The organism is Pseudomonas sp. Fl4BN1, assembly GCF_009908285.1.
In the GTDB taxonomy this organism is placed as follows: Bacteria; Pseudomonadota; Gammaproteobacteria; order Pseudomonadales; family Pseudomonadaceae; genus Aquipseudomonas.
The window spans coordinates 215,743-229,585 of the sequence record NZ_JAAARM010000002.1; the positions used below are offsets into that span (position 1 = coordinate 215,743).

At 61.7% G+C, this 13,843-nt stretch carries 15 protein-coding genes and 1 other RNA gene; 10 read left to right on the top strand and 6 right to left on the bottom strand.

Annotation, left to right across the window (positions count from 1 at the left end; genetic code table 11):
• Positions 1-9 precede the first annotated feature (9 nt).
• A complete protein-coding gene (locus GV818_RS03210; RefSeq protein WP_161753011.1) occupies positions 10-567 on the bottom strand; it encodes a YecA family protein in 558 nt (185 codons plus the stop codon).
• Positions 568-802: 235 nt separating this feature from the next.
• Between GV818_RS03210 and GV818_RS03215 the strand changes: the two genes are divergently transcribed.
• The 4 genes from GV818_RS03215 to GV818_RS03230 all read left to right on the top strand — a co-directional run bounded on the left by GV818_RS03215 (position 803) and on the right by GV818_RS03230 (position 2,229).
• Positions 803-1,012: a TIGR02449 family protein gene (locus tag GV818_RS03215; protein WP_011064144.1), complete on the top strand. Its 210-nt coding sequence runs from the start codon at positions 803-805 to the stop codon at positions 1,010-1,012.
• Positions 1,009-1,332, top strand: a complete 324-nt coding sequence (locus GV818_RS03220) for a cell division protein ZapA (RefSeq protein WP_161753009.1) — start codon at positions 1,009-1,011, stop codon at positions 1,330-1,332. Before GV818_RS03215 ends, GV818_RS03220 begins: the two co-directional genes overlap by 4 nt.
• 23 nt (positions 1,333-1,355) lie before the next feature.
• A non-coding RNA gene (ssrS, locus tag GV818_RS03225) (6S RNA) lies at positions 1,356-1,534 on the top strand.
• An 89-nt stretch (positions 1,535-1,623) separates the two neighbouring features.
• Positions 1,624-2,229: a 5-formyltetrahydrofolate cyclo-ligase gene (locus tag GV818_RS03230; protein ID WP_161775793.1), complete on the top strand. Its 606-nt coding sequence runs from the start codon at positions 1,624-1,626 to the stop codon at positions 2,227-2,229.
• Between the two features lie 33 nt (positions 2,230-2,262).
• Here the strand turns inward: GV818_RS03230 and GV818_RS34050 are convergent, their stop codons facing one another.
• The gene (locus tag GV818_RS34050) at positions 2,263-2,412 is read right to left on the bottom strand and encodes a hypothetical protein (RefSeq protein WP_178124695.1); all 150 of its coding nucleotides are present in this window, start codon (positions 2,410-2,412) and stop codon (positions 2,263-2,265) included.
• A 197-nt stretch (positions 2,413-2,609) separates the two neighbouring features.
• On the opposite strand from GV818_RS34050, the gene GV818_RS03235 reads away from it, so the two are divergent.
• The 4 genes from GV818_RS03235 to GV818_RS03250 all read left to right on the top strand — a co-directional run bounded on the left by GV818_RS03235 (position 2,610) and on the right by GV818_RS03250 (position 8,050).
• Positions 2,610-3,059: an EVE domain-containing protein gene (locus GV818_RS03235; RefSeq protein ID WP_161753005.1), complete on the top strand. Its 450-nt coding sequence runs from the start codon at positions 2,610-2,612 to the stop codon at positions 3,057-3,059.
• A 184-nt stretch (positions 3,060-3,243) separates the two neighbouring features.
• Complete coding sequence (locus tag GV818_RS03240; RefSeq protein ID WP_161753003.1) at positions 3,244-4,209, top strand: HlyD family secretion protein; 966 nt, start codon at positions 3,244-3,246, stop codon at positions 4,207-4,209.
• Positions 4,206-6,932 (top strand): ribosome-associated ATPase/putative transporter RbbA, encoded by a 2,727-nt coding sequence (gene rbbA, locus GV818_RS03245; protein ID WP_161753001.1) that lies wholly within the window; start codon positions 4,206-4,208, stop codon positions 6,930-6,932. The genes GV818_RS03240 and rbbA overlap by 4 nt, the downstream gene beginning before the upstream one ends.
• Positions 6,932-8,050 (top strand): ABC transporter permease, encoded by a 1,119-nt coding sequence (locus tag GV818_RS03250; protein WP_161775794.1) that lies wholly within the window; start codon positions 6,932-6,934, stop codon positions 8,048-8,050. Before rbbA ends, GV818_RS03250 begins: the two co-directional genes overlap by 1 nt.
• A 101-nt stretch (positions 8,051-8,151) precedes the next feature.
• On the opposite strand, the gene GV818_RS03255 is transcribed toward GV818_RS03250, so the two are convergent.
• Entirely contained in the window at positions 8,152-8,559 is a 408-nt protein-coding gene (locus GV818_RS03255) for a flagellar basal body-associated protein FliL (protein ID WP_161752997.1), read from the bottom strand.
• Positions 8,560-8,717: 158 nt separating this feature from the next.
• Here GV818_RS03255 and GV818_RS03260 point away from each other — a divergent pair, with 158 nt between their 5' ends.
• A complete protein-coding gene (locus GV818_RS03260) occupies positions 8,718-9,695 on the top strand; it encodes an NADPH:quinone oxidoreductase family protein (protein ID WP_161752995.1) in 978 nt (325 codons plus the stop codon).
• Between the two features lie 130 nt (positions 9,696-9,825).
• Positions 9,826-10,437 carry a flagellar basal body-associated protein FliL gene (locus tag GV818_RS03265; protein WP_161752993.1) on the top strand — a complete coding sequence of 204 codons (612 nt, stop codon included), beginning with the start codon at positions 9,826-9,828 and terminating at the stop codon, positions 10,435-10,437.
• Between the two features lie 25 nt (positions 10,438-10,462).
• Here GV818_RS03265 and GV818_RS03270 read toward each other — a convergent pair whose 3' ends face one another.
• The 3 genes from GV818_RS03270 to ubiD form a co-directional block, all read right to left on the bottom strand.
• Positions 10,463-11,113: a gamma-glutamylcyclotransferase gene (locus tag GV818_RS03270; RefSeq protein WP_161752991.1), complete on the bottom strand. Its 651-nt coding sequence runs from the start codon at positions 11,111-11,113 to the stop codon at positions 10,463-10,465.
• Positions 11,114-11,328: 215 nt separating this feature from the next.
• Positions 11,329-12,297: a CDP-6-deoxy-delta-3,4-glucoseen reductase gene (locus GV818_RS03275; RefSeq protein ID WP_161752989.1), complete on the bottom strand. Its 969-nt coding sequence runs from the start codon at positions 12,295-12,297 to the stop codon at positions 11,329-11,331.
• The gene (ubiD, locus tag GV818_RS03280) at positions 12,297-13,763 is read right to left on the bottom strand and encodes a 4-hydroxy-3-polyprenylbenzoate decarboxylase (protein ID WP_161775795.1); all 1,467 of its coding nucleotides are present in this window, start codon (positions 13,761-13,763) and stop codon (positions 12,297-12,299) included. The genes GV818_RS03275 and ubiD overlap by 1 nt, the downstream gene beginning before the upstream one ends.
• Positions 13,764-13,843 lie beyond the last annotated feature (80 nt).

Below are 13,843 nucleotides of genomic sequence, written 5' to 3' on the forward strand. Positions count from 1 at the left end.
CCCTGTCAGTCAGTGCAGAGAAGGCTTGGCAGCCGGTGCAACGGTCTTGTTGGTTTCGGTGAACAGCAGCAACGGTGCGACCCGCAGGTACTCCATCACTTCCATGTAGTCGCCTTCACCGTCGTCGGATTCTTCCAACGCGTCCTGCACCTGGGCGATAGCGGCAAGGTCCTGCAACACTTCCGTGGCCTCGACGCTCAAGGAGCTGCTGTCACGGGAGTTGAGGCCGAAACCGGCGAGGAACCCCTGGCACCACTGACCCAGGGCCGCGGCACGTTCGGCCAGTGGCGCGTCATCGCTGGGCAGCAACAGGACCACGGTCATGTCGTCGCTGGTGAGCTCGCCCTTGACCATTTCCTGCAGGCCGATCAAGGCGTTGCGCACGTTGTCTTGCGGTTCGCCTTCGAGCAGTTCGGTGGCGTCCACCAGCCAACCATCGACCTCGAACCCGGCGCCGGCGCAACTGCGACCCAGCAACAGGCCGTGCAATTCGGCAGGAGAAACAGGATGACCACTGCTGCTGAGCAGGGTGGCGAAGGCGTTATACGGGGAATTCTGAATGGGCATGGGCAGCTAGGCGCCAAGCGGCGCAATGTCTAGAATGAAGGCCTTGTATCGTAGGGCGTGTCATCATTCATTGCCAGCGCCGCGTTGTGCTTTGCGCCCCGTCACAACGGTCCGCGAGGCGTTGGGCGAATGACAGATTGCCGACCGGGCAGCGCCAGATGCGCCAGGACTGTTCAGCCCTTCCAGGCGCTGCTCAGCCAGTTGCCACTCATCAGACCAACTTCAGTGGGACACAATGGAAGACACCGACCTGCACGCACTGATGGCCAGACTCGAACTGCTTATTACCCGGGTCGAGCAACTAAAGAGTCAAAACGCACTCTTATTAGCTCAGGAAAAGACCTGGCGCGAGGAACGCGCGCACCTCATTGAAAAAAACGAAATCGCCCGGCGTAAGGTCGAATCGATGATTTCGCGCCTCAAGGCCCTGGAGCAAGACTCATGAGTTCAAGCAATAGCGTTACCGTGCAGATCCTCGACAAAGAGTATTCAATCATCTGTCCCCAGGAAGAGCGCAGCAACCTGGTGAGTGCAGCCCGCTACCTGGACGGCAAGATGCGCGAAATTCGCAGCAGCGGCAAAGTCATTGGCGCCGACCGCATTGCCGTCATGGCCGCCCTGAACATCACTCACGACCTGCTGCACCGTCAGGAGCGTCCGGATGTGCAGGCCAGTGCGACAACCCGCGAACAAGTGCGGGATCTGCTGGATCGCGTTGACCTGGTTCTGGCCACTGATTCGGACACAAGCAAAGCTGATTCCTGATCGAGGTTGCGGTATACTTCCGCCACTCCCTGGGGTGCTTGCCAGTTGGCGATGTCCCTGAGCCGATTCGCACTACCCTGGAAGTTGCACGTTGGGCTGGTGTGCATGTCCGCTAGACGGAAAGCCTTAAAGCCTGCTGCATCTTCCGCCTTGAACTTTCGGGTTCAAGGGCTAAGTCGACAGCGGTTCGCCCGGGGAGCCTGAATTACCGACCAATGCCAGTTATCCATGCTGGCGTTGGTTTTTCCGGGTAGGCTGTTCTGCCATATCCGACCTTGCATAGCCTCTTCCATGACCGAACCTGCGCCGCTTTCCCGCCCGCAACTTCGACGCATGCTGCGTAAAGCCCGTCGCGCCCTGACATCAGCCCAACAACGCCAAGCTGCCCGCGGCCTGTACCGCCAACTGGCGCAGAATCCAGCGTTTCGCAGGGCGAAGCACCTGTCGCTGTATTTGCCTACCGATGGTGAGATCGATCCACGCCTGCTGCTGCGCGCCGCCCAGCGCCGGGGCAAGACCACCTACCTGCCGGTGCTCAGTGCCTGGCCACGAACCAAGATGGTCTTCCAGCGCATTCGACCGGGAGAAAAGCTGCGACCCAATCGTTTTCGCATCCTCGAACCCAGGGTCAATGCTGCACGGCAACGCAAGGTCTGGGCTTTGGACCTGGTGCTCCTGCCACTGGTGGGATTCGATGAACAAGGCGGACGCCTGGGAATGGGCGGCGGTTTCTATGACCGCAGCCTGGCCTATCTCGCGCGGCGCAAGAGCTGGCGCAAGCCAAAGCTGTTGGGGCTGGCTCATGAATGCCAGAAAGTCGAAAGACTGGATCAGGCCAGCTGGGATGTGCCGTTGCACGGCACCGTGACTGATCAGGGGTGGTACTTCAGCCGATAGGCGCAACATCCAAACCGCGGCGCCAGGCCTGGCTCAACGCTTAAACGGTTGCGGCTGCTGTTGGGCGATCTCGATCGGCGCATCGGTCTTGTTGGACCACAAGCTTTGGGCATAACCGGTGGTCACCACGCCCAAACCGAACAAAATAACCAAAATCCATAGTAAATCCGGTTGGCGTTTCATCGATTGCCCCCCCTCAGGCAAATCACACACGATGACAGCAGCGGGTTCCATAACAGGCCGTGCAGCAGCGTCAAGCTTAAAATCCCGGCATTCTGCGATAACGTGAACCGACACGCAAACGCTGACGTCAACCGACCGTCGGTTTGTCATAAAATTGCCCGACAACCTGCCCAATCACCCTTTGGAGGGGAAGAAAGATGGCCTATTGGCTGATGAAGTCCGAGCCGGATGAACTCTCGATCGAGGGTCTGCAGCAACTCGGCCAAGCCCGCTGGGATGGGGTACGCAACTACCAGGCACGCAACTTCCTGCGTGCCATGGCGGTCGGCGACGAGTTCTTTTTCTACCACTCCAGTTGCCCGGAACCGGGTATCGCCGGCATAGGCCGAATTATCCAGGCGGCCTACCCGGACCCTACTGCCCTGGAACCTGACAGCGTCTATTTCGACCCCAAGTCCAGCGCCGAGAAGAATGCCTGGAGCGCCATCGACGTGGCCCATGTGGAAACCTTCGACAAGGTCCTGCGCCTGGATTACCTCAAGCAGCAAACCGCACTCGCCGAGATGCCCCTGGTGCAAAAAGGCAGTCGCCTGTCGGTCATGCCGGTCACCGCAGATCAGTGGGCGGCGGTGCTCGCCCTGCGCTGAGCGCTAAGCCCCATACGCCGTGGCCTGGCAACCGGCACGGCGCCGACTCCAGGTTTTTTTGCCCTGATCGTCATGCAGCTTGCGGACAATAGGTTTAGGCTTGCCCCTTTCATTTGACGAGCATCAAGCTGCCAAAAGCCTTGATCCGTCAAACTAGGATGCTATAGCCGCAGGACGCAGATACATGTCGACGAACCACCGTTCTTCCCGTCTTTTCGCTGTCTCCCTCTTGATTCTGTTGCTCGCCGCGGGTGGCTTTGGCTACTGGAAATCCCTGCGGGATCGCCTGCCCGAAGGGCTGAGCATGGGCAATGGGCGGCTCGAAGCCACCGAGGTACAGATCGCCAGCAAAATCCCCGGGCGCCTGGCGGAAGTACGGGTCAATGAAGGCGACAAGGTACTCCAGGGCCAGTTGCTGGCACGCATGGATACCCGGACCCTCGAAGCCCAGCGCAATCAGGCCGAGGCCGAAGTAGTGCGAACCCGGGAAAACCTGTCCGCGGCACAAGCCAACGTGCAGTTGCGCCAGAGCGAACTGCTCCTGGCCAATCAGGAACTCAAGCGCTCCCAGGAGCTGTTCAGACGCGGCTTCGCCAGCCAGCAGATCATTGACCAGCAACAGGCTCGACTGAACACCGGCAATGCTGCGGTACTGGCGGCCCAAGCCCAGGTCGCTGCGGTCAAGGCGGCTATCGGCGCCGCCCAGGCCCAAGTTGCCCAGCTCACCAGTGAGATCGACGACAGCAGCCTGCGAGCCCCCATCGACGGTATTATCCAACTGCGCCTGGCCGAGCCCGGCGAAGTACTGGGGGCTGGCGGTCGGGTCCTGTTGCTGATCGACCCCAACGACCAGTACATGAACCTCTACCTGCCGGCCTCGGTCACTGGGCGCCTGACAGTTGGCGATGAGTCGCGGATTCTCCTCGATGCCCTGCCCAACCAGCCGCTGCCGGCGAAGATCAGCTTCGTCGCAGCCAAATCCCAATTCACCCCTAAAGAGGTGGAAACCCGGGACGAGCGCCAAAAGCTGGTGTTCCGGGTCAAGGTGCGCCTGACCCAACCCGCGTCCGTGCCCCAGGCCAAGCCGGGAATGCCCGGTGCCGGTTATGTGCGCACCGCTCCCGTGGACTGGCCGGCTAACCTGAAATGAGCGGCCTGGCGCTGCAAGCGACCGGCATCAGCCATCGCTACGGCTCACAGCAAGCGCTGATAGACATCAGCTTCAGCCTGCCGGCAGGCACCCGCTGCGGCCTTATCGGGCCAGACGGTGCCGGCAAGTCGAGCCTTCTCGGGCTGATCGCCGGGGTCAAGAAGCTCCAGCAGGGTGAGCTGGATGTGCTCGGTGGCGCCATTTCCCAGCGCCGCCACCGCAGCAGCCTCTACCCGCGCATTGCCTTCATGCCCCAAGGCTTGGGGGGCAACCTGTATCCCGAGCTGTCCATCAGCGAGAACATCCGTTTCTTTGCCACGCTGTTCGGCCTGCCCCGTGACGAATGTGAGCAGCGCATGCACAGCCTGCTGCTGGCCACCGATCTGCTGCGCTTTGCCGAACGGCCGGCCGGCAAACTGTCCGGCGGGATGAAACAGAAGCTCGGCCTGTGCTGTGCGCTGATCCATGAGCCGGACCTGCTGATCCTCGACGAACCCACCACCGGGGTCGACCCGCTCTCGCGCCGGCGCTTCTGGGAACTGGTGGAAGACGTGCGCCAGCAACGCCCGCAACTGACCCTGCTGGTGGCCACCGCCTACATGGAAGAGGCCGAGCAGTTCGAACATTGCCTGATGCTCGACCGCGGCAAGATGATCGCCCAGGGCCTGAGTCAGGAACTGGCGCAGGTGACGCCCAGCGGCAAGCTGGATGACGCCTTCACCCATTACCAGGGCGACAGCGGCCACGACAATCAGCCGCTGGTGATCCCGCCGCGCTCGGGCGACAACCAGGACATCGCCATCGAAGCCCACGAGCTGACCCTGCGCTTCGGGGACTTCACCGCCGTCAACAAGGTCAGCTTCGCCATCGGTCGTGGGGAGATCTTCGGCTTCCTCGGCTCCAACGGCTGCGGCAAGACCACCACCATGAAAGTCCTCACCGGGCTGATGCCCGCCAGCGAGGGCAGCGCCAAGCTGCTGGGTAACCCGGTGGATGCCAAGGACCTGGCCACCCGCAAGCGGGTTGGCTTCATGTCTCAGAGTTTCTCCCTGTACGGCGAACTCAGCGTGCGCCAGAACCTCGAGCTGCACGCCCGCCTGTTCGACCTGCCGAAAGCCGAAAGCGGCCCACGTATCGAGGAGCTGATCCAACGCTTCGACCTGGGGGAGATCGCCGAACAACAGTCCGGCGCCCTGCCCCTTGGGCTGCGCCAGCGTCTGTCCCTGGCAGTGGCCGTGCTGCACCGCCCGGAAGTGCTGATCCTCGACGAACCCACCTCCGGGGTCGACCCGGCAGCCCGCGATGATTTCTGGCGCTTGTTGATCGAGCTGTCTCGGGAGCAGGGCGTGACCATCTTCCTCTCCACCCACTTCATGAACGAAGCCCAGCGCTGCGATCGCATCTCGCTGATGCACGCGGGAAAAGTACTGGCCTGTGACACCCCGGCGGCACTGCAACAGCAGTTTGCCGGCGACACGTTGGAAGCTGCCTTCGTCCGCTGTCTGGAAGACGCCCAAGGGGCACCGGACGCACCTGCACCGCCTCCGGTGGCGGCATCTGCGGCCCACACTACAGGCCTCGCACCTGCCCGCTCGGGATTGAGCCTGGCCCGGCTGCTGGCAGTGGCCACCCGCGAGGGCAAGGAGCTGCTGCGAGACAAGGTGCGCCTGGGCTTTGCCCTGCTGGGAGCGATCTTCATGATGGTGATCTTCGGCTACGGCATTTCCCTGGATGTGGAAAAGCTCGCCTTCGCGGTCTACGACCAGGACCAGACGCCGCAAAGCCGTGCCTACCTGGAGGCCTTCCGCAGCTCACGCTATTTCGAGGAAAAACCGACGATCCGCAACTCCGCCGAACTGCATCGACGCCTGCAGCGCTCGGAGATCAAGCTGGCCCTGGAGATCCCCCCTGGTTTCGGCCGCGACCTGTATGCCGGACGCCAGCCTGCCGTGGCCGCCTGGCTGGACGGTGGCATGCCGTTTCGCGCGGAAACCAGCCGCAACTATGTCGAGGCGGTGCATCAGGCCAACCTGCAACTGCTGGCAGAGCAGAGTAGCCCGGCACTTCACTCAAGGCCCGCAGCCAAGCTGGAAACCCGCTTCCGCTACAACCAGGACGTGGTCAGCGTCAACGCCATCGGCCCCGGAGTCATGGCACTGATCCTGGCCTTCATTCCGGCCATGCTCACCGCCCTGGGCATCGTCCGCGAGAAGGAACTGGGCTCGATCACCAACTTCTACGCCACACCCCTGACCCGCCTGGAGTTCCTCCTCGGCAAACAGGCACCCTACCTGGCCGTCAGCCTGATCAACCTGGGCTTGCTGGTGGCCATGAACCGCTGGCTGTTCGGCGTTCCCTTCAAGGGCAGCGGCCTGACCCTGGCCCTGGGTGGCGTGCTCTACGTGCTGGCCACTACCAGCATGGGCTTGCTGATCTCCGCCTTCACTCGCACTCAGATCGCAGCGATTCTCGGCACCATGATCATCACCAGCCTGCCAACCATCCAGTTCTCTGGGCTGATCGTGCCGCGCTCGTCCCTCGACGGTTCGGCGGCGATCATGGGGCAGTTATTCCCCGCCGGATACTTCCTCGACATCGCCGTCGGCACCTTCACCAAAGCCCTGGACCTGCGCGAACTCTGGCCCCAGTGCCTGGCACTGATCGGGTTTTTCCTCGGTTTCACCGGGCTCAGCCTGGTCATGTTGAAAAAGCAGGAGGTCTGATGAACCGGCTTGCCCACATCCTGCGCCTGGGTCTGAAGGAACTCACCAGCCTGCGCCACGACAGCGTCTTGCTGCTGTTTCTGCTGTATGCCTTCACCGTGGCCATCTACCTGCCCGCTGCCGGTTCGGTGATCGGTGTGCACAACGCCAGCGTGGCTTTGGTGGATGAAGACCACAGCGCGCTATCACGGCAACTGGCCGAGTCGCTGCAACCACCGGAGTTCCAGACCCCGGCAGCATTGCCCTATGACCAGCTGGACGCGGTGATGGACAGCGGCCAGTACACGTTCGTGATCAACGTTCCCGCCAACTTCCAGAGCGACCTGCTGGCCGGGCGCCAACCCGCGGTACAGGTCAACGTCGACGCCACCGCCATGAGCCAGGCGTTCATGGGCGCCGGCTACATCGGCCGGATCTTCCAGCGCGAGCTGCTCAGCTATGCCAATCAGGCAGATGCCGCGAGCAAGGCCCCGGCGCTGTTAACCACCCGAGCACTGTTCAACACCAACCTGCAAGGCGGCTGGTTCCTCGCGGTGATCCAGATCGTCAACAACATTACCATCCTGGCTATCGTGCTCACCGGCACCGCGCTGCTGCGCGAGCGCGAGCATGGCACCCTCGACCATCTGCTGGTGCTGCCGCTGACGGCCCTGGAGATCATGCTGGCGAAGGTCTGGAGCAATATGCTGGTGGTGGTGGTGTGCACCTGGATATCGCTGGAGGTGATCGTCAAAGGCGTACTGGGAGTACCCCTGGCAGGTTCAATGGGACTGTTCCTGATGGTGACCGCACTCTATCTGTTCGCCAGCACCGCCCTGGGGATCTTCCTGGCCACCCTGGCTCGCTCTACCCCACAGTTCGGCTTGCTGGCGATCCCGGTGATCATCCCGATGCTGCTGTTGTCCGGTGGCAGCACGCCTTTGGACAGCATGCCGCAATGGCTGCAATGGGTGATGCAAGGCTCGCCGTCAACGCACTTCGTCAGCCTCAGCGCAGCGATTCTGTTCCGAGATGCCGGGGTCAATGTGGTCTGGCCCGACCTGCTGGCCCTGGCGGCGATCGGCCTGCTGTTCTTCGCCATCGCCCTGGCGCGCTTTCGCAAGAGCCTCGCCTCATGACCCACACCTCGTAGGAGCCGGCTTGCCGGCGAAGGGGCCTCAGCCCTGTATCGCCCTCTCGGGCGTCTTCGCTGGCAAGCCAGCTCCTACAGCGGGCAGGCCTACTGAATGATCAGGTTGTTGAACAACAAGTCTTCCACTACCGGCTTGCCGGTTTCGTCGTTCATCACTTGCTGCACCTGCTTGAGGGCCTCCTGGCGCAGCTTTTCCTTGGCCTCGACGTTATTCATGGTGTCGGTGGTCTGCTGGGCGAACAGTGCCACCAGCTGGTTGCGGATCAGCGGTTCGTTGGCCTTGACCGCCTGGGCCGAGGCATCGCCAGTCACCCGCAGGGCCACGTCAGCCTTATAGACCTTGAGTTTCGGGCTGCCATCCAAGCCGTAGTTACCCACGAACGGCGGGCTCAGGCTGATGTAGCTGACTTTCGGTGCTTCGCCTTCTTTGGCCTCTTCGGCCATGGCTGCCATCGGCAGGGAGAGGGCCAGCAGCAAGATGATCCACGCTTTCACAATTCGCTCCTTAATCCGGTTTGCGGCCTAGCATAAAGCTCTGCCCGCCTGAGCCCAAGCACAAGCTTATGGCTGACTATCAGGACCGGGCATGCTCGTTGACCGCCTGATTCACACTCCTACACTTATCGGCCACCACTCCCAAAGGAATAGCCCTGATGAAAGCCGTGCTGTGCAAAGCCTTCGGCCCCGCCGAAACGCTGGTGCTGGAAGAGGTCGCAAGCCCACTGCCGAAGAAGAACGAGATCCTGCTGGACGTGCATGCCGCAGGAGTCAACTTCCCGGACACCCTGATCATCGAGGGCAAGTATCAGTTCAAGCCGCCATTCCCGTTCTCTCCAGGCGGTGAAGCGGCCGGCGTGGTCAGCGCAGTGGGCGAGAAGGTCGGTCATCTCAAGGTCGGCGACCGGGTCATGGCCCTGACTGGCTGGGGCAGTTTTGCCGAGCAGGTAGCGGTGCCCGGCTATAACGTGTTGCCAATTCCCGCCGCCATGGAGTTCAACACCGCCGCGGCCTTCAGCATGACCTACGGCACGTCGATGCACGCCCTCAAGCAACGGGGCAACCTGCAACCCGGCGAGACCCTGCTGGTACTGGGCGCCTCGGGAGGGGTCGGGCTGGCGGCCGTGGAAATCGGCAAGGCCATGGGTGCCCGGGTGATTGCAGCTGCCAGCAGCGCGGAGAAACTCGCGGTGGCCAAGGCCGCCGGTGCCGATGAGCTGGTGAACTACAGCGAAAGCAACCTGAAGGACGAGATCAAGCGCCTGACCGACGGCAATGGCGCCGACGTGATCTACGACCCGGTGGGCGGTGACCTGTTCGACCAGGCCATCCGTTCCATTGCCTGGAATGGCCGCCTGCTGGTGGTGGGTTTTGCCAGCGGGCGCATCCCCGAGTTGCCGGTCAACCTGGCACTGCTCAAAGGTGCCGCAGTGGTGGGTGTGTTCTGGGGCTCCTTCGCCCAACGCCAGCCACAGGACAACGCAGCAAACTTCCAGCAGCTGTTCGGCTGGTTCGCCGAAGGCAAGCTCAAGCCACTGGTGTCACAGGTCTATCCGCTGGCCAAGGCGGCCCGGGCCATTGACGATCTTGGTCAGCGCAAGGCCGTGGGCAAGGTAGTGGTGCAGGTGCGCTGATCCCTTGGCGAACGTGGTCCTTGAAGATTTTCAGGGGCCATCGACCTCCTCACGGGATATTTCAGCTTCAATCATGCGAGCGATCCGGCGCTGCTGGCTGGCAGCGTCTTCCCTTGTGAGAGGCCCAACGATGAACACAATGCTGCATAAGCTGTTAAAGGGGCTGCTGGCGTTACCGGCACTAATGATTGCCCTGCAGGCACCGGCACACGAAGGCCCCAAGGACGCAGGACTGCGAAACGCCACGGTGCTGATCATTCGGCACGCGGAGAAACCCGATCAGGGCGACGGCCTGAGCCCCAGGGGCCAGCAGCGCGCCGAAGCCTATGCGCAATATTTCGACCCGCTGCAACTGAATGGTCAAAACCTGGTGCCGCAACGCCTGATTGCCACCCGCGACAGCGAGGACAGCGCCCGACCAAGGCTGACCCTGGTACCTCTCTCACAACGCCTGCACTTGCCCATCGAACAGCCCTATGACAACCGGGATGTGGACAAGCTGGTCAGATCCCTGGCCAAGAACAACCAGGCGCCGGTGATCCTGATCGCCTGGCACCATGGGCAGATCTACAACCTGATCGAGGCCTTCGGTGGCGACGCCAAAACTCTGACCGGACAGAAGTCCTGGTCGGAATCGGTCTACGACTGGCTGATTGTGTTGCGCTTCGACGATCAGGGGCGGTTGGTCGAGTCCCACAGCCAGAAGGTGCAGGAGCATCTATTGCCGGGAGACAGCAACTGATCAGCCGGTAACAATGAACCTCGAGTCAACAACCCCCTGAAGATCCACAACGCTTGAGGCGTGCTTCCAGGTTTCGGTCCGGCATGGCATGGCTGCGCAGGGCCTGGACAGTCTGCTCGACGTAATCGCGGGTGGTGCCGTAGCGCCCGCAAGCGCTTTCAAATACCTGGCTCAGCACATGGTCGGGCAAGTTGCCGGCATAGCTGGGCAAGTGCCGCTCCAGCACAAAACCCAACGCCTGGACCTGGCTGCCATCCTCAAGACGGCAGTTGAGCCAGTGCGGGCGATAAGAGGGGTAAGGCATTTCACGCTGCCACAGGGCATACAGCGAAGCATCCAGTTGCGCCTCCGGCAGCCGATAGGCGAAGCCGCTGCAGGAGCCGCCGCGATCCAAGCCGAACACCAGGCCCGGTAGTTCCGGCGTGCCGCGATGTTCGTGGGACCACAGATACAGGCCACGATGATAGCCATGCACCCGTCCGCGCATGCGTTCGACCGCCGAACATTCCGGGCGCCAGATCAATGAACCGTAGGCGAACAACCAGACCGGACCGCCCCGGTGCCGGGACATGGTGGACTGCATGGAGCTGCGAAGTTGTTCGTGAGTCAGTTGCGGCCCCAGATCGAGCCGCGGAGGGTAAGCCAAATGCACATAGCTGGATTCAAGGGCTGTCATGGCAAATAGCGTTCGGCTCCCCGCGTAAAAGAAGTTACTTAATAGAACGCTTGGCAGTAACTGCAAGACACATAAGTTTCAAGGCTAGTTAAATACCACTGGTTAGAAGCCATTCAAATTGAATGACTTATATAACCTACCGGCATTCATCTAATTAACTAAATACCGATGGGTTATATACAGAGTTATAACGACAAGCGCGGACCTGATGGGTGTCAGGGCCGCGGGGCGTAGGCAAACACATCGGCACGCATCTGATGGGCATCCATACCGGCATTCACCAGAGCATCCAGGGTGGCGTAGATCATCGCCGGCGAACCGCTGGCATACACATGCACTGACGACAGGTCGGCAATGTCCTCGCATACCGCCTCATGCAGCATGCCGCAGCGGCCTTCCCAGCCACACAGGTCACTGACGACCTTGTGCAGATAAAGGTTGGGCAACTGCTGCCACTCTTCCCAGTGTTCCAACTGGTAGAAATCTTCCGGACGACGCACGCCCCAATACAAATGCACCGGGTACTTGAAACCCCTGGACCGGCAATGCTCGATCAGGCTGTGCATCTGCGCCATGCCGGTACCCGCAGCGATCAACACCAGCGGGCCCTCCGGCAGCTCGGCCAGGTGGGTATCGCCGAAAGGCATCTCGATCCGGGCCATGCGGTTGCGTTGCAGTTGCTCCATCAGGTTTTGCGCACTGTTTTCGCGCACCAGCACATGCAGCTCCAGATCACGCCCGCTATGGGGCGCTGAAGCCAGGGAAAAGGCCGACTTCTCGCCATTGTCCCGCTCCAGCATCAGGTACTGCCCGGCATGGTAACGGGGTGGCTTGCCAGCCGGCGCCCGCAGCCTGACTCGCCAGACATCGCCGCCGATCTCAAGACACTCAGTGAGCTGACACGACAGGCTGCGCACCGGCAACTCTCCCAGCGCAAGGACGCCATCCCACAGCACGATGCAGTCTTCCAGCGGCTCTGCAATGCAAGTGTAGAACTCGCCGTGATCACGCACATCACCGGCTTGCTGCACGCTGCCCTCCACCAGCAAGGCGCCACACACGTGACAGTTGCCATTGCGGCAGCTCTGCGGGCATTCATAGCCCAGGCGCCGCGCCGCATCGAGAATCCGCTCGCCGGGCAATGTCTCAAGCACCGCTCCGGAGGGCTGCAAGGTTACACGCATCAATCTATTCCTAACTGATTCCAGATGGCATCGATCCGGCGGGTGACCGCCTCATCCTTGACGATAACCCGGCCCCACTCTCGGGTGGTCTCTCCGGGCCACTTGTGAGTGGCATCGAGCCCCATCTTCGAACCCAGGCCAGATACCGGCGAGGCGAAGTCGAGGTAATCGATCGGCGTATTGTCGATCATCACCGTGTCGCGCTTGGGGTCCATGCGCGTGGTGATGGCCCAGATCACGTCGTTCCAGTCCCGTGCATTGATATCGTCGTCGGTGACGATAACGAACTTGGTGTACATGAACTGTCGCAAAAACGACCAGACCCCCAGCATCACGCGCTTGGCATGCCCCGGGTACTGTTTCTTCATGGTCACCACCGCCATGCGGTACGAGCAGCCTTCCGGCGGCAGGTAGAAGTCGGTGATTTCCGGGAACTGCTTCTGCAGGATCGGCACGAAGACTTCGTTCAGCGCCACACCGAGGATCGCCGGCTCATCCGGCGGCCGGCCGGTGTAGGTACTGTGGTAGATCGGCTTGATGCGGTGGGTGATGCGTTCCACGGTGAACACCGGGAAGCTGTCGACCTCGTTGTAGTAGCCGGTGTGGTCGCCATATGGACCTTCGTCAGCCATTTCGCCCGGATGGATCACCCCTTCAAGGATGATTTCGGCGGTAGCGGGAACTTGCAGGTCGTTGCCGCGGCACTTCACCAGCTCGGTGCGGTTGCCCCGCAGCAGGCCGGCAAAAGCGTATTCAGAGAGGCTGTCCGGCACCGGGGTCACGGCACCGAGAATGGTGGCAGGGTCAGCGCCCAGGGCCACCGACACCGGGAACGGCTGGCCCGGGTGCTTCTCACACCACTCGCGGTAATCCAGTGCACCGCCGCGGTGGCTCAACCAACGCATGATCACTTTGTTGCGGCCGATCACCTGCTGGCGATAGATGCCGAGGTTCTGCCGGTCCTTGTTCGGGCCCTTGGTCACGGTCAGGCCCCAGGTAATCAGCGGCCCGACATCACCCGGCCAGCAGGTCTGTACTGGCAGCATGCCGAGATCGACGTCGTCGCCCTCGATCACCACTTCCTGGCACACCGCGTCCTTCACCACCTTGGGCGCCATGGCGATGATCTTGCGGAAGATCGGCAGCTTGGACCAGGCGTCCTTCAACCCCTTGGGTGGCTCCGGCTCCTTGAGGAAGGCCAGTAGCTTGCCGATTTCCCGCAGCTCGCTGACGGCTTCGGCGCCCATGCCCAGGGCCACGCGCTCGGGAGTACCGAACAGGTTGCCGAGCACGGGAATGTCATAACCGGTGGGGTTTTCAAACAGCAGGGCCGGACCTTTGGCACGCAAGGTGCGATCGCAGACCTCGGTCATTTCCAGCACTGGGGACACCGGAACCTGGATGCGCTTGAGTTCTGAGCGCTGTTCCAGGCCGCTGATAAAGTCGCGCAAATCGCGATACTGCATGCTTGAGCCTCGTATTTCGCCGTGGCGTTCGGGGCAGGCAGTTTAGCGCCGAACCCACAGGTTCAGAATAGAGAATGTCA